22 protein-coding genes are annotated in these 18,259 nt (G+C 65.0%); 16 read left to right on the forward strand and 6 right to left on the reverse strand.

Features of this window, described 5'->3' with window-relative positions; all coding sequences use genetic code 11:
* Positions 1-3: 3 nt before the first annotated feature.
* Positions 4-291: a cytochrome C oxidase subunit IV family protein gene (locus tag JO236_RS06170; RefSeq protein WP_293326181.1), complete on the forward strand. Its 288-nt coding sequence runs from the start codon at positions 4-6 to the stop codon at positions 289-291.
* A 6-nt stretch (positions 292-297) separates the two neighbouring features.
* Here the strand turns inward: JO236_RS06170 and JO236_RS06175 are convergent, their stop codons facing one another.
* Positions 298-1,575, reverse strand: a complete 1,278-nt coding sequence (locus JO236_RS06175) for a cytochrome P450 (protein ID WP_293326183.1) — start codon at positions 1,573-1,575, stop codon at positions 298-300.
* A gap of 207 nt (positions 1,576-1,782) precedes the next feature.
* Here JO236_RS06175 and JO236_RS06180 point away from each other — a divergent pair, with 207 nt between their 5' ends.
* A complete protein-coding gene (locus JO236_RS06180; RefSeq protein WP_293326186.1) occupies positions 1,783-2,484 on the forward strand; it encodes a TetR/AcrR family transcriptional regulator in 702 nt (233 codons plus the stop codon).
* On the opposite strand, the gene JO236_RS06185 is transcribed toward JO236_RS06180, so the two are convergent.
* Together JO236_RS06185 and JO236_RS06190 are read right to left on the reverse strand one after the other, a co-directional pair.
* Complete coding sequence (locus JO236_RS06185; protein WP_293326230.1) at positions 2,400-2,777, reverse strand: hypothetical protein; 378 nt, start codon at positions 2,775-2,777, stop codon at positions 2,400-2,402. The genes JO236_RS06180 and JO236_RS06185 overlap by 85 nt on opposite strands.
* Before the next feature lie 38 nt (positions 2,778-2,815).
* Positions 2,816-3,571, reverse strand: a complete 756-nt coding sequence (locus tag JO236_RS06190) for an enoyl-CoA hydratase/isomerase family protein (protein WP_293326189.1) — start codon at positions 3,569-3,571, stop codon at positions 2,816-2,818.
* A 141-nt stretch (positions 3,572-3,712) separates the two neighbouring features.
* Between JO236_RS06190 and JO236_RS06195 the strand changes: the two genes are divergently transcribed.
* The 7 genes from JO236_RS06195 to JO236_RS06225 all read left to right on the forward strand — a co-directional run bounded on the left by JO236_RS06195 (position 3,713) and on the right by JO236_RS06225 (position 9,818).
* Positions 3,713-4,132 carry a lipoprotein LpqH gene (locus tag JO236_RS06195; protein ID WP_293326191.1) on the forward strand — a complete coding sequence of 140 codons (420 nt, stop codon included), beginning with the start codon at positions 3,713-3,715 and terminating at the stop codon, positions 4,130-4,132.
* A gap of 99 nt (positions 4,133-4,231) precedes the next feature.
* A complete protein-coding gene (locus tag JO236_RS06200; RefSeq protein ID WP_293326194.1) occupies positions 4,232-5,422 on the forward strand; it encodes an amidohydrolase family protein in 1,191 nt (396 codons plus the stop codon).
* Complete coding sequence (locus tag JO236_RS06205) at positions 5,419-6,849, forward strand: FadD3 family acyl-CoA ligase (protein WP_293326197.1); 1,431 nt, start codon at positions 5,419-5,421, stop codon at positions 6,847-6,849. The genes JO236_RS06200 and JO236_RS06205 overlap by 4 nt, the downstream gene beginning before the upstream one ends.
* 464 nt (positions 6,850-7,313) lie before the next feature.
* Positions 7,314-8,324, forward strand: coding sequence for a hypothetical protein (locus JO236_RS06210; protein ID WP_293326200.1), 1,011 nt, complete (start codon positions 7,314-7,316; stop codon positions 8,322-8,324).
* Positions 8,321-9,004: a twin-arginine translocation pathway signal gene (locus tag JO236_RS06215; RefSeq protein WP_293326202.1), complete on the forward strand. Its 684-nt coding sequence runs from the start codon at positions 8,321-8,323 to the stop codon at positions 9,002-9,004. Before JO236_RS06210 ends, JO236_RS06215 begins: the two co-directional genes overlap by 4 nt.
* Before the next feature lie 30 nt (positions 9,005-9,034).
* The gene (locus JO236_RS06220) at positions 9,035-9,634 is read left to right on the forward strand and encodes a fatty-acid--CoA ligase (RefSeq protein WP_293326233.1); all 600 of its coding nucleotides are present in this window, start codon (positions 9,035-9,037) and stop codon (positions 9,632-9,634) included.
* 16 nt (positions 9,635-9,650) lie between these two features.
* On the forward strand, positions 9,651-9,818 hold the full coding sequence (locus JO236_RS06225) for a (2Fe-2S)-binding protein (RefSeq protein ID WP_293326205.1): 168 nt from the start codon (positions 9,651-9,653) through the stop codon (positions 9,816-9,818).
* Between the two features lie 18 nt (positions 9,819-9,836).
* Here the strand turns inward: JO236_RS06225 and JO236_RS06230 are convergent, their stop codons facing one another.
* Positions 9,837-11,525, reverse strand: a complete 1,689-nt coding sequence (locus JO236_RS06230; protein WP_416362167.1) for an alpha-keto acid decarboxylase family protein — start codon at positions 11,523-11,525, stop codon at positions 9,837-9,839.
* Between the two features lie 65 nt (positions 11,526-11,590).
* On the opposite strand from JO236_RS06230, the gene JO236_RS06235 reads away from it, so the two are divergent.
* The 3 genes from JO236_RS06235 to JO236_RS06245 are packed head-to-tail and all read left to right on the forward strand — an operon-like array spanning position 11,591 to position 13,633.
* Positions 11,591-12,034, forward strand: coding sequence for an SRPBCC family protein (locus JO236_RS06235; protein ID WP_293326208.1), 444 nt, complete (start codon positions 11,591-11,593; stop codon positions 12,032-12,034).
* Between the two features lie 6 nt (positions 12,035-12,040).
* Positions 12,041-13,120, forward strand: coding sequence for a CaiB/BaiF CoA transferase family protein (locus JO236_RS06240; RefSeq protein ID WP_293326211.1), 1,080 nt, complete (start codon positions 12,041-12,043; stop codon positions 13,118-13,120).
* Between the two features lie 57 nt (positions 13,121-13,177).
* Positions 13,178-13,633: an SRPBCC family protein gene (locus JO236_RS06245; RefSeq protein WP_293326214.1), complete on the forward strand. Its 456-nt coding sequence runs from the start codon at positions 13,178-13,180 to the stop codon at positions 13,631-13,633.
* A gap of 567 nt (positions 13,634-14,200) precedes the next feature.
* On the opposite strand, the gene JO236_RS06250 is transcribed toward JO236_RS06245, so the two are convergent.
* On the reverse strand, positions 14,201-14,452 hold the full coding sequence (locus JO236_RS06250; protein WP_293326216.1) for a hypothetical protein: 252 nt from the start codon (positions 14,450-14,452) through the stop codon (positions 14,201-14,203).
* 31 nt (positions 14,453-14,483) lie between these two features.
* Here JO236_RS06250 and JO236_RS06255 point away from each other — a divergent pair, with 31 nt between their 5' ends.
* The 4 genes from JO236_RS06255 to JO236_RS06270 all read left to right on the forward strand — a co-directional run bounded on the left by JO236_RS06255 (position 14,484) and on the right by JO236_RS06270 (position 17,089).
* Positions 14,484-15,014 (forward strand): hypothetical protein, encoded by a 531-nt coding sequence (locus JO236_RS06255; protein ID WP_293326219.1) that lies wholly within the window; start codon positions 14,484-14,486, stop codon positions 15,012-15,014.
* Between the two features lie 80 nt (positions 15,015-15,094).
* Positions 15,095-15,547 (forward strand): hypothetical protein, encoded by a 453-nt coding sequence (locus JO236_RS06260; protein WP_293326222.1) that lies wholly within the window; start codon positions 15,095-15,097, stop codon positions 15,545-15,547.
* A complete protein-coding gene (locus JO236_RS06265) occupies positions 15,547-16,560 on the forward strand; it encodes a hypothetical protein (RefSeq protein ID WP_293326225.1) in 1,014 nt (337 codons plus the stop codon). The genes JO236_RS06260 and JO236_RS06265 overlap by 1 nt, the downstream gene beginning before the upstream one ends.
* Positions 16,561-16,618: 58 nt before the next feature.
* Complete coding sequence (locus tag JO236_RS06270) at positions 16,619-17,089, forward strand: SRPBCC family protein (protein ID WP_293326227.1); 471 nt, start codon at positions 16,619-16,621, stop codon at positions 17,087-17,089.
* Here JO236_RS06270 and JO236_RS06275 read toward each other — a convergent pair.
* The gene (locus JO236_RS06275) at positions 17,061-18,230 is read right to left on the reverse strand and encodes a pyridoxal phosphate-dependent aminotransferase (protein ID WP_293326239.1); all 1,170 of its coding nucleotides are present in this window, start codon (positions 18,228-18,230) and stop codon (positions 17,061-17,063) included. The two genes, JO236_RS06270 and JO236_RS06275, sit on opposite strands and share 29 nt — an antisense overlap.
* Between the last annotated feature and the right edge of the window lie 29 nt (positions 18,231-18,259).

Genomic DNA, 18,259 nt, shown 5'->3' on the forward strand with positions numbered 1-18,259 from the left:
TCGATGAAGGTCGACTTCAACAAGAGGCTACTGGTCGTTTGGTTGGTCCTGGCGTCGGTCACGCTGGCCTATTTATGGATTGATCACTCGAACGGGGGAGCGCCGAGTGCCAGTGCGGTGGTCACGTCAAGCGTCATCGTCATCGCGCTCATCAAGGTGCGCATCATCTTTCGAGAGTTCATGGAAGTCCGGCAGGCTCCTATTCTGCTGTGCCGGCTCACGGACGCCTGGGTCGTCCTGATGGGCGTGAGCCTCCTAAGCAGCTACTTCGTCGGCATGGCCCTGGCCTAAAGCGCGTTATTCCGTTGTCTTGAAGGTGATGTGCAGCTCGGTGAGCCCACGCAGGATGTACGTCGGCTCGTAGACGTAGCGGCGGTCCTGTGCCGGCCCGTGCTTGATCTCGTCGATGCTGATGTCGGCCATCCGGTCGAGGATGCGTTCGAGGGAAACTCGGCCCTCCACCCGGGCCAGCGGACCCCCGGGACAGGAATGCACACCGCGGGCAAATGCCATGTGCTCCCTGACATTCGGGCGGTCGATGCGGAACTCGTGCGGGTCCTCGAATCGGCGTGGGTCGCGGTTGGCCGCGCCGGGCAAAACCATGACCACGGTGCCCGCGGATATGTCGAGACCGCCCAACGTGGCCGACCTACGGGCCAACCGGCAGTCGCTCTTGACCGGGCTGTCCATCCGCAGCGACTCTTCGATGAAATTCGGGATCAGGCTGCGGTCGTCACGCAGCTTTTGCTGCAGGTCGGGCCGGTCGCCCAGTACCCGCATGGCGGCGGTCAGCAGCTTGGCAGTGGTCTCCTGCCCGGCCGCAAACAGGAAGGTGGCCGACCGGACCACCTCGATGACCTCGGGCGTCGAGCCGTCCGGGTACCTCGCGGTCGCCAGCGAGGTCAGAACGTCGTTGCGCGGGTCGCTTCGCCTGCCCTCGATGTAGGCGCTGAACTTGTCGTCGAGCCACTCCAACGGGTTGACGCCCACCGACGCGTGGTCCAGCGCGCCGACCCGGCCGGGGCGGTCGGCGCCGAGGACGACCCGGAAGTCGTTGCGGTCATGTTCGGGGACGCCCAGCAGGTCGGCGATCACCAGCGTTGCAAAGGGCTTGGCGTATTCGCTGATGAACTCGCACTCGCCGTTGGTCAGGAACTCGTCGAGCTGTCGGTCGGCGAGTTGCCACATGAACTCCTCGTTCTGCTTGAGCCGGCTCGGCGTCAGTAGTCGGCTCAGGATGGACCGCGCCCGACTGTGGTCCGGCGGATCCATGGTGACCATGTGCTCGAACATCGGAAATTTTTCGCGGTGTTCGTCGATCTGGTGGTTGATGTCGTCGCCGTCGGGTTGGAACGGCAGCGGTGGAAAGGGACCACCCAGCGCGACGCAATTCGAGAAGGAGTCGGTGTCCTTGTAGACGGCGGTGGCTTCTTCGTATCCGGTCACGGCGACCACCCCGTAATGGGGCAGCCGCAGCACCGGGCTTTGACTGCGCAGGTAATCGAAGTAGGGGTGCGGGTCCGGCACCAGAGACGGGTCGGTGAAGAAGTCGATCGACTCGTAGGTGGTGGTCATGTCGCGCGTGCCTCCCGGAGCTGGCTACCGAACTGTGCCCCCATGGCTACCAGGCGGCGAGACGGTGCGCCGCCCGGATCGAGGAAGTGCTGAGCATCTGCTTAGCATGACGGTAATGTCGTGGTCAAGGCGGCAACGCCGGTGGCGAGACAAGCTGGCTAGGATCAGCGTGGTCGGGTTTGGCGGTCGGGAGTACGGAGATAGGGCATGACATCGGCGCGCAGGATCGGGGCGCCGGACGCGAAGAATCGCGGCCTGCTGCTCGACGCGGCCGAACAGTTGATGCTCGAAGAGGGCTACGCCGCGGTGACGTCGCGCCGCCTGGCCGGCAAGGCCGGACTCAAGCCGCAGCTGGTGCATTACTACTTCCGCACCATGGAGGAGCTTTTTCTCGCGGTCTTCCGGCGCCGTGCCGACGAAGGGCTCCAGGTGCAGGCACGGTTGCTGGAGTCCCCGCAGCCGTTGTGGGCGCTGTGGAGGTTTGGCACCAATCCCGAGTTCACCCGCATCTCGATGGAATTCATGGCGCTGGCCAACCACCGCAAAGAAATGCGTGCCGAAATCGCCTATTACGCCGAACGTTTCCGTGATGAGCAACGCCAAGCGCTGACCGCGGCGCTGCAGCGCTACGGCACGGACACCCACGGTGTGCCGCCGGTGGTGTTGACGGTGTTGATCACCAGTCTGTCCCGATTCCTGGTGCTCGAGCAGGCTTTGGGCATGTCCGGCGGGCACGCCGAAACCGTGGACCTGGTCGAGAGTTACCTGCGCCGCCTCGAAGGCGAGCCGCCGTCGCTCAACTACATGCCGTCGACCTGGGTTGTTCACCAGGAGCGCAGTGAGCAGAGCACGCCCTTGGCGCCGTCCTTGGCGACGACCACTTTGCCGTCCACCGCCAGCTCACAGTGAAAATTGGGCACCCCGGGCTCGTGCGCGCTGGTGACGGTGACCATCGCCCACTGATCGGGGTCTAGCAGCGGAACCTGCTGCACCCATGGCGTACCCGGGGCGATGTCGACGTGGACCTGCGGCGTGAACGTGTAGTTGTTGTGGCTGTAGTCGGAGAACTTCGTCGGATCCTGATCCTGGTAGAAGATGTCGGCGTAGATCGGATTTTGTGCCGAGACGGTGTAGGTGACCTGATGCCAGACCGGGTCGGCGTGCGCGGTGGCCGCGAATATACCCGCCGTTGCCAAGAGCATCGCCGAGCCGGCCGCCGCGTGCTTCTTCTTGGTGACGCTCATGTCGCTCCTCCGATTTCTCGGCGCGGTCCGTTGCGGTTCATCACCCGCTCTGCGGCCTGCCAGTGCGCGTCGGCAACCCACAGTCGTGCAAAGGATGCTATCGCTTCGTCGGGCGAAACGCCCCTGATTACCCGCTTTATCTCGGTCGCCGGCCGACGCGCCAGCGACGTCGCGACCGAACGCCAACCGGCTTCAAACGAGGACCGCGGAAAGACCACGTCCACCAAACCGATGCGCTCGGCCTCGGCGGCGCCAAGCGGTGTTCCGGTGCCTGCCAAAAGCAGCGCCCTGCTCTTGCCGACCAGAGCGGCCAGTCGCTCGGCGCCCCCCCACGCCGGCATTATCTCCAGCTTCACCTGATTGAACGCGATCTTGACGTCGTCGGCAGCAATCCGGATGTCGGCGGCCACAGCCACTTCGGCTCCGCCGCCGAACGCGTGGCCGTTCAGCGCCGCGATCACCGGGGCCGGGAAGGCCGCGAGCTGGTCGCAGATTGACCGCATCCGTTCGGCCATCGCCGCGGCATCCTGCTCGGTCCGCAGCGCGCTCAGCTCCTTGAGGTCACCGCCGGACACAAAGGCGCGCTCGCCTGCGCCCTTGATGACCAGGGCCCGCGCGCTCGCCGCCGCGTCGAGTGCTTTCTCCAGCTGTTCCATGGTGTCGAGCGCGATGGCATTGCGGGCGTGGGGGCGATCGATGGTGAGCACCGCGAGCCCGCTATCCCGATCTGGGTCGAACTCCAAGTCCACCATTGAGTCCTGCTCCTCGAGAGGCCCGGAAGGTGTGCCGGTAAGCGGCCGATATTGGCATTCTCTTTCGCGGAGAATAGCATCATCGCAGCAGGCCCGGACCTGGTGCGGTCCTGCGGAATCGCGACGAATAGAGGTGGCCACATGCGGGACCGAATCGCGGCGGCAGGCGCTGTGGCGCTCGCGGTCATTCTCAGTGCCTGCGGGCCGCCCTCACAGGCGCAGATCGCCAGCACCGCTGTGGTGACGGTGAATGGGGTCGAGGCCAAGATGTCCTCGGTCAGGTGCTCTCAGCTGGAGTGGACCCGCACGATTGATATCGGTGGCCAGTATTCCGGGGCCACGGCCGTCATCGACGAGCATGCCGAACCGATAACGGCACGATCGGTGCGCATCCGAAATATGGGGAACTTCACCGGCATGTATTCGCAGGGCGGCGACGGAGACGCCAGCGCGACCTTGACCAACGACACGTTCGCGATCACCGGCACCGCCAACGGCTCCAAGGCCGACAAGACCAACGAGCCGATGACCGCCACCTTCAAGATCAGCGCCAAATGCTGAGGACTTGTTGATTCGTAATGTCGCCGGCCCGTCCTAGGGGCTTGTTGCGACCGGTCTTTGGAGAGAATAGTATTCTCACAAATCGCGAAGGAGGATTCCATGGGGCAGTTGTCGCATCGGGAAGACGTTCCGTTTCCAATCTTTGACGCGGACAATCATCTCTACGAGCCGCCGGAGGCGCTGACCAAGTTCCTGCCCAAGGAGTACAAGGACTTCGTCCAGTACGTGCAGGTCAACGGGCGGACCAAGATCGCGATCCGCGGCCATATCAGCAATTACATTCCCAACCCGACCTTCGAGGTCGTCGCCCGACCGGGTGCCTGGGAGGAGTACTTCAAGTACGGCAACCCGGACGGCAAGACCAAGCGGGAGCTGTTCGGCGAGCCGATGCGCGCGATCCCGGCGTTCTTCGAGCCCGGGCCGCGCCTGGAGAAGATGAACGAGCTGGGGCTGGACCGCACGCTGATGTTCCCGACGCTGGCCAGCCTGCTCGAGGAACGGCTGCGCGACGACCCGGTCGCCGTCCACGTCCTGATTCATGCGCTGAACCAATGGCTCGATGAGGTCTGGGGCTTCAACTACCAGAACCGGATCTTCACCACCCCGGTCATCACCCTGCCGATCGTCGACAAGGCGATCGAGGAGCTGGAATGGGCGGTCAAGCGGGGGGCCCGCTGCATCCTGGTCCGCCCGGCTCCGGTCCCCGGCTTTCGTGGCCCGCGGTCGTTCGCGGTGCCCGAGTTCGACCCGTTCTGGGAGCGGGTCGTCGAGCACGACGTGCTGGTCGGCATGCACTCATCCGACAGCGGCTACTCCCGGTACACTTCCGAGTGGGACGGCGCCGAACAGGAGATGCTGCCGTTCCAGACCAATGCGATGGGCATCCTCAACGAGTGGCGGCCGATCCAGGACGCGGTGGGTTCATGGGTGATCCACGGCGCGCTCTACCGCCACCCGAAGCTGAAGGTCGCGATTGTCGAGGCCGGTTCGAAGTGGATGACTCCGTTGCTGGACGGCCTGGCCGAGGTCTACCGGAAGGCCCCGGAAGTCTTCCCGGGCGACCCCGTCGAGATGGTCAAGAACCGCATCCACGTAAGCCCGTTCTTCGAGGATGGCATCGACGACCTGGTCAACCTCGTCGGCGTGGATCAGGTGCTGTACGGCTCGGACTGGCCGCACCCGGAAGGGCTGGCGGAGCCGACCTTCTACGTCAACGCGCTGTCGCACCTGTCCGTCGACGACCAGGCAAAGATCATGGGCGGCAACCTCGGTCGACTCGTCACGGTGTGACGCGCTGGCGGACCATCCCCGAGATGGTCTTGAGCGCAGCGGACCGCTTCGGCGACGCAGAAGCCGTCGTCGACGGTCCGCTACGCTTGACGTTCACCGAGGTTGTCCAGCGAATCCGTTGCGCTGCAGGCGCTTTCGCTGACCTTGGCGTTGGCAAGGGCGACCGGGTCGGCCTCTGGGCGCCTAACTCGGCGGAGTGGATAATCGCGGCATTCGGGCTGCTCTCCGCGGGCGGCGTGCTCGTGCCGGTGAACACCCGGTTCAAGACCGAGGAAGCCGGCGACATCATCGTGCGCAGCGGGGTCAAGGCCGTCCTGGTGCAGAAGGGATTTCTGGGGCAGGACTACATCGCGCCAGCGGGGATACCGGTCATCGACCTGAAGTCCGACTTCCTCACCGGCGGTTCTCCGTTCGAGCGGGCGGTGAGTGGCACGGACACTTCGGACATCATCTTCACCTCGGGCACGACCGGCTGCCCGAAGGGCGCGATGATGAACCATCACCAAACGCTGCGAATGTATGAGGAGTGGGCGACGCTCGCGGATCTGCGCGAGGGTGATCGCTATTTGATGATCAATCCGTACTTTCACACGTTCGGCTTGAAAGCGGGACTTGTCGCGTCCTTCCTGCGCGGCGCGACGATGCTGCCGGTCGCCGTCTTCGACGTCGACACGGTGGTGGATCTTGTTGAGCGTGAGCGCATCACGATGCTTCCCGGGCCGCCGACGCTGTATCACTCGTTGCTGACGGTTCGCGACAAGTCCAGGCTGGCGACGCTGCGGGCGGGGGTGACCGGTGCCGCGGACATTCCCGTCGAATTGGTCCGTCGCATACACAGTGAGCTGCCGTTCCAGACGTTGATGACCGGTTACGGTCTGACCGAGGCCGGCAACATCACCTTGTCCCGGCCCGGGGATTCCTTCGAGGATGTGGCCGCCACCGCGGGCCTCCCCTGCGACGGAGTCGACGTGCGCATCGCCGACGACGGGGAGATCCTGGCGCGCGGATACAACGTGATGCAGGGGTATCTCGACGATCCTGCGGCGACCGCCGAGACGATCGACGCCGATGGCTGGCTGCACACGGGGGACCTGGGAAACTTCGACGACGCGGGCCGCCTGCGCGTTGTCGGCCGCAAGAAGGACATGTTCATCGTGGGCGGTTTCAACGCGTACCCGGCCGAGATCGAAGGGTTCCTGCTGAACCACCCGGCCGTCGCCCAAGCGGCGGTCATCGGCGTTCCCGACGATCGGCTCGGACAGGTCGGCAAGGCGTTCGTCGTCCGTAAGGGCCAGGTGGAGGCGCAGGAATTGATCGCGTGGTGCCGCGAGCAGATGGCGGGGTTCAAGGTGCCGCGAGTGGTGCAGTTTGTCGACGCGCTGCCCCTCAATGCCACCGGCAAGGTAGTCAAAGACCAGCTGCGCTGAATCACGCGCTGAAGTTCTCGGATTAGGGAAATGCTATTCTCACTGCTCTTGCCGATTTTCTGGGTGGGTGACGGCCACGGTCTAGTCGGCTGCATAGCAAGAGGTGATAACGTGGCTCTCCGCAGCTATCGATCTGGGAGGAGATCGTGTGCCGCGACATGCCCTCGGCCGCCAGGCTGATGGGCCGCCGGAATTAGCCCGGCATCGGACGCGGACAATAGCGACAAAAGAATCTCGGCGTAGGTGCTGGCGCTATCGGTCATGCCGAGTAGGGTGGCGCAACGGTGAGCTGGATGGATACCGCACGACGTCGGCGTCAACCGTTCGATACGTCGGGGACGCCGGTGAGCACGGGGCAACGGGCAGAGGAGTTTCAGAGTGAGTCACGAGCAGCCGCGTTCGTGGGCCGGTGAGCCGTGAGCCCCCGTGTCCGCCAGAGCACTGCTGACACGGAGTCGGTTCCCGTGAGCGAGGACGAAACACTCGGCACCGCCGCGGAGATCCGTGCTTTGGCTGAGGAGGCCGAGGCCGAGGCCGCCGAAGCTGAAGCCCTGGCCGCCGCGGCGCGTGCCCGCGTTCGCGCCCTTCAACTGCGCCGCAAGGCGGAACGTGCCGAGGCGGAGGAAGACGAAGCCGCCACGAAACGCGCGGCTGCCGCGGAACCCACGGTCGCCGAAGCAGTCGCGGGCCCCGAACCAGATGTAGCGGCAGACGTTTCGGACGCTTCGGACGTAACGGTCGAAGCCGAGGCTCAACAACCCCCGTCGGAGAGCCGACCGAAAGACGGCCCGCTGACCGTCGAGACGAAAACCGTCGAGATCGAGGCGAGCCCGGACGAGGCCACCAAGGAAAGCGCGGCCGAAAGCGCGGCCGTCGAGGAGACCGAGGCCGACGACGAGGTTGCGGACGAGGACGAGGCGGAAGAGTCGGAGCTGCTGGCCCCGAAGGTGCGCAGGCCGCGTCGGCCCGGCCGGTGGCGACGCCGTCCCAACTGGTCCACCGTGGCCACGGCGGCCGCCGTCCTGATCGTCCTCGTCGCGCTGGTGCTGACCGGTCTCATGGTCGTCGCCCATCGCAACGCCGAAAAGCGGCGGCAGCAGGTGGCGGAGTTCGCTGCGGCGGCGCGGCAAGGCGTCGTGACTTTGACGTCGCTCAACTTCCAGAACGCCAAGCAAGATATCCAGCGTATCGTCGACGACTCCACCGGCTCGTTCAGAGACGATCTGCTGAAGATGGCCGGCGATTTCAACAAGGTGGTGGAAGAGTCGAAGGTGGTCGAGCAGGGCAGTGTCCAGGCCGCCGCGGTTGACCTGGACTCGATGACGAACGATTCAGCGGTGGTGTACGTCGCTTCGACGTCGGAAGTTACCAATGCCGCTGGGGCAAAACAGGATCCGCGGAATTACCGGCTGATCGTGACTATCACCCGCGACGGCGGTCAGCTCAAGATGTCGAAAGTCGAGTTCGTGCCGTGAGCGCAGAAGAAACGTCGATCGTCGACGAGACACCAGAAGCCGCCGAGACCGCAGCGGCCGAAGAGACCGAGGCGGCCGAAGGGTCCGCGGACGAGGACGTCACAGAAGCCGCGGAACCCACCGAAGGCAAGGACAGCGGCGAAGACGCGCGCCCCGGCCGGCTCAAAGGCTTCCCGGCCCGCGTGAAGGCGCTATCGACCCGGCGAATGCTTGCGGCCGTGCTGGGGCTGCTGGTGGTGGGCTCGCTCGCGTTGTTGGGTTCGCAGCTGTATTTCACCTACCTCCCGGATCAGAAGACCGATTCCGCCGCCGCTAAGTCGGCGATCGCGGCCGCATCTGAAGGCACGGTAGCGATCCTGTCGTATTCCCCGGACACCCTCGACCGCGACTTCACTTCTGCGAAGTCACATTTGACCGGCGACTTCCTGTCGTACTACGACCAGTTCACCCAACAGATCGTCGCGCCGGCCGCCAAACAGAAGGCCGTGAAGACCACCGCGGTGGTGCTTCGTGCCGCGCTGTCTGACTTTCATCCGGACTCCGCGGTGGTGCTGTTGTTCGTCAACCAAACCACGCAGAGCGCGGATCGGCCGGAGCCAGCCCTGACGTCCAGCAGCGTCGAGGTGAAGCTGACGAAAGCCGATGGGAAGTGGCTTATTTCGTCGTTTACTCCGATATAGAGACCGCCGGTGACGAACGACATACATTCGATGGTGATCGCGTCGGATTACCGTGTCCCGGATCCCAGCCGGGTATGGCCGCTGCTCGAACGCAACAAGACCGCCCTGGCCGACATTGGCGCCCACCACGTTCTGGTCTACACATCTACCCACGACTACGGCCGGGTGCTGGTGATGATTGGGGTGCACAGCCGTGAGCCGATCGTGGAACTGCTGCGCTCGCGGGTGTTCTTCGACTGGTTCGACGCCGCCGGGGTCGAGGACATACCGGCGGTCTTCGCCGGCGAGATCATCGACCGCTTCGTCGCGGAGGCGCAGTCCCCTCCGGGCGCCCCGGGAGTCGTGGTGGCCGCGATCGCTTCGGTCGACGACGTGTCGACCCTGAGCGAGGAGGTTCGGCTCGCGATGGACAGGTTTATCGCGGCCGGTGTCCGAAAGACCTGGGTTTTCCAGGCTTTCGACGATGAGCACGAAGTCTTGATCCTGTCGGAGTTCCCCGACGAGGACGGGGCCCGGCACTGGATCGACCATCCCGACGCCGCCGCGCAATGGATGACCAGGCCGGGGGCGGGTGCCTACCCGCCGCTGTTCGTTGGGCGCATCTTCGACATCATGCGCATCGAGCCTTGAGCCACGGACCACCCGAATGTTCGTGTGCCTGTGCACCGGAGCCACCAGCCAGATGGTGGCCGACGCCGTCGCGGCGGGCGCATCGACCACCAAGGACGTGGCCCTGGCCTGCGGGGCGGGCGCCGATTGCGGACGGTGCCGGGGAACCGTGCGGGCAATCCTCGACTCCGCGGCCACCGATTGAACGGCACACTCGAGGTACTCAGCCCGGGCTGCCCAGCCGGAACATCCTGTTGTCGCCCGGCGACGGCTGCGTCAGCTGGGTCAGTAAGGGGGGCAAGTCCATTCGCTGCAGAACCGCTTCCACCAGCACCATCCGGTCCTTGTGCTCGGCGGCCGCGGTGAGGGCATCGTCGAGTTCCCCGTACGTGTGGGCCCGGAAAGCGACGTAGTTGCCAACACCCAGCGCGTTGGGCATGTCGGTCCAGCTCCAGCTCGCAATGTCGTTGTAGGGGGCCGTAACTCCGTGGATCGCGCGTTCGACGGTGTAGCCGTCGTTGTTGACCACGACGATCACCGGCTTGAGTCCTGCACGGGAGAAGGTGCCGAGCTCTTGGACCGTCAGTTGCGCGGCCCCGTCGCCGATCAGCAGGACCGGCCTGCGGTCAGGATGTGCCACTCCGGCCCCGAGCGCCGCGGGCAGTGTGTAACCGATTGAGCCCCAAAGGGGTTGACCGATGAACGTCACCCCGTGGGGCAGTCGGTGGTCTGCCATGCCGTAGAACGAGGTCCCCTGATCGGCCAGCACCACGTTCCCCGGCGTAAGCGCCGAGCAGAGGCGATCCCACAGCATCTGTTGGGTGAGAAGCTGATCGCGGTGCGGTCGTGGCGGCGGCGGGCTATCGGGTGGGGCCACCACGGCCGGCGAACTTATTTGACGCTGCGTGAGGATCGTGGCCAGTGCTTCCAGCGCGGCACCCATCTCCAGCGGCGCGAACACCGCACCGGCCACGCTGCTCTGGTATTGCCCGACGTCGATGTTTCGGGCCGGGTCGATCCGCTGGCTGAAGAAGCCGCTGACCATGTCCGTGAACACCACCCCAGCCGTCACCAACACCGGTGCCTCTTCGATCGCCGCGCGCACCGGTTCGGCGCTGGCCGCGCCCGCGTAGATACCCAGGAAGTTGGGTGAGCTCTCGTCGAGCAGGCTCTTTCCCCACATCAGGGTGGCGTGCGGGACCACATCGGCCGCCAGCAACGCCTCGAGTTCCTTGACCGCCTGCAGCCGGTGCACGAGCAGGTCGGCGAGCACCGTCAACTGGTGGTCGCTGATGAGCGCGGTGGCCGCCTGAATGAACAGCGACAGCGCGCGGGGGCTGGTGCCCCCGGTAAAGCGGGGCAGCGGCGCCCCCGGCGGCTCGGTGGGGAAGCGCGCCACGTCGGTGGTCAGCAGGATGTATCCGGGCCGCTTGTGCTCCCGGACCTCCGAAAGCAGCCGGTCGATCTCCCGGCACGCCGTTGCCGGCATGAGATTGGCTTGGGCACAAGTGATTTCGCGACTGATCCGAAGGAAATGCTCAAAGTCACCGTCGCCGAGGGAGTGGTGCAGCGCCTGGCGCGTGGCCTGAGCGTCCTTCGAGGGACCGCCGACGATGTGCACCACCGGCACGTGCTCGGCGTAGCTGCCCGCGATCGCGTTGGCCACCGAGAGTTCACCAACGCCGAATGTCGTTACCACTGCGGACATTCCACGCAACCGCCCGTACCCATCGGCGGCATAACCCGCGTTGAGTTCGTTGGCGGTGCCCACCCACCGAATGGCCGGGTGGGCGACGATGTGGTCGAGGAATTCCAGGTTGTAGTCACCCGGAACTCCGAAGATCTCCGAGACGCCGAGTTCGACGAGGCGGTCCAGCAGATAGTCGCCGACGGTGTAGACGGGATCGGTCACGCAAACGACGGTACGCTCAGCGGAAACTATTCCGGCCGGGACGCTGGTTCGCTATCGTGCGGGCCATGGCAATCAAAGAATCCCGCGAGATCGTCATCGAAGCCAGCCCCGAGGAGATTCTGGACGTCATCGCCGACTTCGAAGCGATGCCCGAATGGTCGGGACCCCACCAGAGCGCGGAAGTGCTCGAGACCGGTGACGACGGCCGGCCAACTCAAGTGAAGATGAAGGTCAAGACGGCGGGCATCACCGACGAACAGGTGGTGGCCTACACCTGGGACGGCAACGTTGTGAGCTGGTCGCTGGTCAGTTCCGCTCAGCAGAAGTCACAGGACGGCAAATACACCCTGGTTCCCAAGGGCGACAACACTCTGGTCAAGTTCGACGTCACCGTCGACCCGAACGTTCCGCTGCCCGGTTTCGTGCTCAAGCGGGCGGTTAAGGGGACGATGGACTCGGCCACCCAGGAGCTGAGAAAGCGGGTGCTGCAAGTGAAGAAGGGCAAGTAGCCGCGCGTGGCCTGCGGGGGTCCCCTGGCCGGGGTGAGGGTCATCGAACTCGGTGGCATCGGACCGGGGCCCCATGCGGGGATGGTGCTCGCCGACCTCGGTGCGGACGTTGTCCGGGTGCGCCGGCCCGGGGGCCTACAGATGCCCTCGGAGGACCGCGACCTGCTGCACCGCGGGAAGCGCATCGTCGACCTCGACGTGAAGACGCAGCCGGGGGTGCTGCTGGAGCTGGCCGCCAAGGCCGACGTGCTGTTGGACTGCTTCCGGCCCGGCACCTGCGAGCGGCTGGGCGTCGGTCCCGACGCCTGTGCGGCGGTGAACCCGCGGCTGATCTTCGCGCGCATCACCGGGTGGGGACAGGACGGGCCGCTGGCCCCTACCGCTGGGCACGACATCAACTACCTGTCGCAGACCGGTGCGCTCTCGGCACTCGGGTACCGCGACCGGCCGCCGATGCCACCGTTGAACCTGGTTGCCGACTTCGGCGGCGGGTCGATGCTGGTGCTGCTGGGCATCGTGACGGCGCTCTACGAGCGGGAGCGCTCGGGGCAGGGGCAGGTGATCGACGCCGCGATGGTCGACGGTGTGAGCGTGCTGGCCCAGATGATGTGGACCATGAAGTCGACCGGCGCGCTGCGCGACGAACGCGAATCGTTCCTGCTCGACGGCGGTGCGCCCTTCTACCGCTGTTATCAGACCTCTGACGGCAAGTACATGGCCGTGGGTGCCATCGAGCCGCAGTTCTTCGCGGCGTTGCGTAGCGGGCTCGGGCTGTCTGCCGATGAGGTGCCGGGCCAGCTCGAGGTCGGCTCGTACCAGCGGATGTACGAGCTGTTCGCGGAGCGGTTCGCAAGCCGAACCCGCGAGGAGTGGACAAAGGTGTTCGCCGGCACCGACGCCTGCGTGACCCCGGTGTTGACGTGGAGCGAAGCCGCCGTCGACGACCATCTGAACGCGCGATCGACGGTGATCACCGCCCACGGCGCCGAGCAGGCGGCGCCCGCGCCGCGGTTCTCCAGAACGCCGGCGGGGCCGGTCGGCAAGCCGCCAACAGCGACCACACCGATCGCCGAAATCGGCTGGTAACGCAATAACTGCGCGAAATCTAGTTCAGCAGCGGCGCCGCGTTGTAGCTTGGGATGAGTGGCTGTACAAGCATCGCGCGAAATTGTGATCGATGCGCCGCCGGAAGTGATCATGGAGGCGCTGCGAGACGTCGACGCCTTGCCACACTTGTCTCCGGTTCACAAACGCGTCGAGGTCCTTGATTGCTACCCCGACGGTCAGCCGCACCACGTGAAGGCCACCGTCAAGATCCTGGGGCTCATCGATACCGAGATCCTGGAATACCACTGGGGACCCGACTGGGTGGTGTGGGACGCCGAGAAGACGGCTCAGCAGCACGGACAGCACATCGAGTACACCGTCAAACCCGAGGGCGTTGACAAAACGCGGGTGCGGTTCGACATCACCGTCGAGCCGTCGGGTCCGATTCCAGGTTTCCTCGTCAAGCGTGCCAGCAACATCGTGCTGAACGCCGCGACCGAGGGGCTGCGCAACTGGGTCGCCAACGGCGGCCCGACGAACGAGGTTCAATAAATCCGTCATGCGTATGTCGGCATGAGTTGAAACGCAGGCCGACTGGGTCGGTGCCTAAACGTGCATCTTGTCAACAATGTTCAGGCTCGGCCACCGGCTGGCGGCAGTTTGTGAGACTGATCTTTCGCACGTCCGCGGAAGGCGCACAAGTCTGGCGGCACTGCCCGTCGAGCTCTCGACGCGAGTTCAACCGACGCTAATTGCGTAGGCAGTTGGTGCAGGTCTTTGGTCCAGCATGGGCGGCGACATTTTGGAAAGTTTGGACGGTGGCCGTAGCCGAGGCCTCGGCTCGTTCGCTTTGTGGTGAGAGGCCCGCGGTTTTCACCAACGAGCGCCACGGCGAAGTCGCGACATCGGTCGTAACGGTTAGCGGAGCTGGCCCGGAATTCTTCGAAGCTGGAGGAGGCGTTGACTGAGCTAGTCGCCTTGGTAGACAACGTGTTTAAGGTTCGGGAGGTGTTGGGGCAGAGCAGGGAACTGAGCACGTTCTGGTCACCGAAGCACCTTCAAATTGTGCAGGCACGACAAAGGGCTCGTTACAAGCGGTTGTTGGTGAATTTCCAACAGCTAACCGCCGAGGCTGGAGGCGAGCAAGCCGATGCGGTTCGTATCGACGTCGCCGCGCGTGGCAAGGTAATCGCATAGAATGCCTACGGCGACTTCGGAATCGAAGCGCGCCGGCAAACCCTTCAGCCGCAGCGTTGCGCCTTGGCCGGGGCCGTCGAAGGCCAGGCTGGCGATGCCGCGCTGGGCCAATACCTGCGCGACTTTAAACTCTTCTTCCTTGGTACCGTCGAGCCCGTCGGCAGGTTCGCCCACGGCGCAAGCGGGGACAGAAAGTGAGGGCATTGTGGATCAGACACCGCTAGGACGCATCGATGCCGCGGTGGAAGCGTCCGGCTGCTACGTGTCGGCCGACAGGCAGACGACCCTGGCGCTGGTCCAGGAGGCCGTGATGAGCGGTAAGTCCGCCACCTTCTACATGCCGAAGGCGTTCGCCGACGAGGTGTTCGCCTGGTATTGGACCACAGAGCGTGCGGCCGACCGAGGACTGGAACCGCTCACGTCCGAAGAGCTGGCCAAGATCAAGAGCGAACTCGGCATAACGCTGTCCGAGCAGAGCCGCTCAAATCGGATACCGTGCCCAAGCTGCGATCATCTTTACGGCGGTTTCGAGTTCATCCAGCAGGGACTCCGCGAACACGGGCGGGAAACGGTAGAGACGGCGATCGCGTTGCCCAATGCGTCGGTGGTCCGGGTCAACCCCCGGGCGGTGGCCGTCTGCCCTAACTGCGAGACGGTGTTGGCCGCGTCAGAGGGCGGCCACGAATACGTGATGGACGGCTACGGCTGTTGTAAGGGCCCCGGGCCGGTCGCGTAGAAAGTCGCGCGATTCTCGCGCGCATGGTCAATGATCGGTTCAGGCCATCTTTCAGATCCTTCGAGCGAGGAGCACACAACATGTCTGACCAGTCAAACCAGCCGGACGCTTCCGCTGAGACCACGGCGCCTCCATTGAAGGGATTTCTCGTCAGCGAGTCGGAGGACGAGGTCCGAGTGAAGGTGACCGGGGGGACGTGGACGTTTCGGCGCGGCGACGTCGCCCGAATATCCGCATGGGAGGGTGACTTTGAGCTCGATGGCGGGCGGCCTGTTGCGGTCGACATTCGATCCGGAGCGTTGGGAGAGTTCACTCAGAGCATCCAGATCGAGGTGACGGACCGCCCGATCACCCTTCCCGACGAGCCCTTTGACGCCACCCGCAACCGGGAGCTGAGCGCGCTGGCGGCGTCCTGGGCCGCCGACATGTCCCTCGACCTGGCGTACACAGTTGCCGATGTGGAGTCATATACGTACTGCGAAACCAATAATGGTTACGACGGCACCGCATGCGACTGCGTGGACATGGAGTAGTGGACCTCCCGGCGAATACCAGCGGCTCCGCGCTGATCGTCGCCGAAGCCGACGACCTGCACGCGGCCGCCATCTCCGTGGTACTGCGAAAGCACCACGGGGTCAATGCCATCCGCCTGGACCTGCATGACTTCCCCGGGCATGCTGGCAGCTTTCGGATGGGCCGCACGGCCGTCTTAAGTGACGTCGCGGGTATTGAACTGGACGAGGTTCAGTCGGTGTGGTGGCGCCGGCCGCGCCCGTGCGGAGTTCCTGCGAGCACGAACCCGTCCGACGATTCCTACCGGCAGGCCGAGTGCGACACCTTCATTCAAGGCCTGCTGATGTCGCTTCCGGTCCGCTGGGTCAACGATCCCAGAGCCGAGCGGATGGCCGCGCGGAAGATCGTTCAGCTAAGAGCCGCGCACCAGCATGGATTGCTGGTGCCGGAGACGCTCGTCACCAACGACCCCGACCATGCTCGAGCGTTCATCGAGTCGCGGCCGCGCGCCGTGGTGTGTAAGCGCGTCGGAACCACCAGGGAATTCTCTCCGACGCGGATCGTGACGGAACGGGACATCGCTCGGTTGAACTCGATCAGGTCGGCGCCGACCATATTCCAGGACTACGTCGAAGCGGAGGCCGATCTCCGGATCGCGTGGATCGGCGGACACGAATGCACCGTCCGAATCGACTCGCAGTCTGGGCTGGGCCGCGTCGACTCTCGACTCGACAGCTCCGTCGCTTTCTCGCCGTACCAACTGCCGCAATCGGTCAGCGACCCGCTCAGCGCGCTGATGAGGAGTCTCGGGCTGGTATTCGGAGTGATCGACATCCGGTTGGGCGCCGACGGCCAGCATTACTTCTTGGAAGTCAATCCGCAGGGCCAGTTCGCCTACATGGAAATCAAGACGGGCATGCCGATTTTCGAGCGGCTCGCCGACCTGCTGGTCACCGGCGACCCCACCGCCGGCCTTCGTTCGAGTCAGTCTCGACGCCTCGGGCTGCGTCACGCCGGTTGCTGCGGATCATGACGGTGGGGTCGACGACGTGTGTCGGACGAAGCGAGCTGCGATTGCTACTTTGAGAACAGTGGCCATCCAAGCATCGAGCGAAATCGTGATCGACGCGTCCCCGGGCGTCATCATCGACGCGCTTGCCGACATGGACGCCGTGCCGACGTGGTCGTCGGTGCACAAGCGGGCGGAAGTCGTCGACACCCACCCCGACGGGCGGCCGCATCATGTGAAGGTCACCATCAGGCTGATGGGAATCGTCGACACCGAACTGCTCGAGTACCACTGGGGTCCGGACTGGATAGTGTGGGACGCGAGGAAGACCCTCCAGCAACACGCCCAGCACGGTGAGTACAACCTGAGCCGCGAAGGCGACGACAAGACCCGGGTGCGGTTCACGCTCACTGTCGAACCCTCGGCGCCGCTGCCCGAATTCCTGGTCAATCGCGCCCGCAAGAAGATCCTTAACGCGGCGACGGAGGGACTGCGTCGTCGGGTGATGGGCGTGGGCCGACGGTCTAGCGGCGCAGCACCGCCAGACGCCTGAGCGCCTCGTCGATGGTGTCGTCCCTCTTGCAGAAGGTGAAGCGCACCAGGTGATTCCACACGTCGATATGCGTGGCCGCGGGGTCGCAGAACGCCGACATCGGGATCGCGGCCACCCCGGTTTTTTCCGGTAGCTCCGCGCAGAAGGTCGTGCTGTCGTCGTAGCCCAGCGGGCGGGGATCGGCGCACAGAAAGTACGTGCCGTAGCTGTCGTGCACGGCGAAGCCGATGTCGCCCAAGCCCTGTGCGAGCCGATCACGGCGGTCCTGCAGGGTTTTGCGCAGGTGGGCGACCCAGGCGTCCTGGGTGTCCAGCGCCAGCGCCACCGCCGGCTGGAACGGCGCTCCGCCGACGTAGCTCAGATACTGTTTGGCCGCCCGCACAGCAGCGATGAGTTCGGCTGGGCCGCAAGCCCATCCGATCTTCCACCCCGTGCAGTTGAACATCTTCGCCGCGCTGGAGATGGTGACGGTGCGTTCGGCCATGCCGTCGAAGTTCGCCAAGGGCAGGTGGTGATGGCCGTCATACACCAGGTGCTCATAAACCTCGTCGGTGATCACCAAAAGATCTGCGGCTACTGCGATCTCGGCGATGGCGGCCAGCTCTGCCGAGTTGAGCACCATGCCGGTCGGGTTGTGGGGTGAGTTGACGATCAGCGCACGGGTGCGCGGGGTGACCGCCTTGCGCAGCGCGTCGGTGTCCAGAGCGAAGCCGCGCCCGTCGGGGACCAGCGGCGCGGCCACCCGATGCGCGTCGGCCATTGCCACCACTGGCGAGTAGGAGTCGTAGAACGGTTCGATCAGGACTACTTCCGAACCGGGTTCGACCAGGCCGAGCACCGCTGCGGCGATGGCCTCGGTGGCCCCGATCGTCACGAGCACCTCGGTGTCGGGGTCGTATTCGATGCCGAACCGCCGCTGGCGCTGTGCGGCGATCGCCTGTCGGAGTGGGGCTACGCCGATGCCGGGCGGGTACTGATTGAGGCCGTCGGCGATGGCGTCCCGGGCGGCGTTGAGCATTTCCGGGGGGCCGTCCTCATCGGGAAAGCCCTGCCCGAGGTTGACCGCGCCGATACGCGCGGCCAGCGCCGACATCTCGGCGAACACCGTGGTCGCATACGGGCGCAGGCGCCGCACCGTCATGGTGGTCGAGCTTAAGGCCTGCTTTTCGC

It is taken from the genome of Mycobacterium sp. (genome assembly GCF_019247635.1).
Classification (GTDB): domain Bacteria; phylum Actinomycetota; class Actinomycetes; order Mycobacteriales; family Mycobacteriaceae; genus Mycobacterium.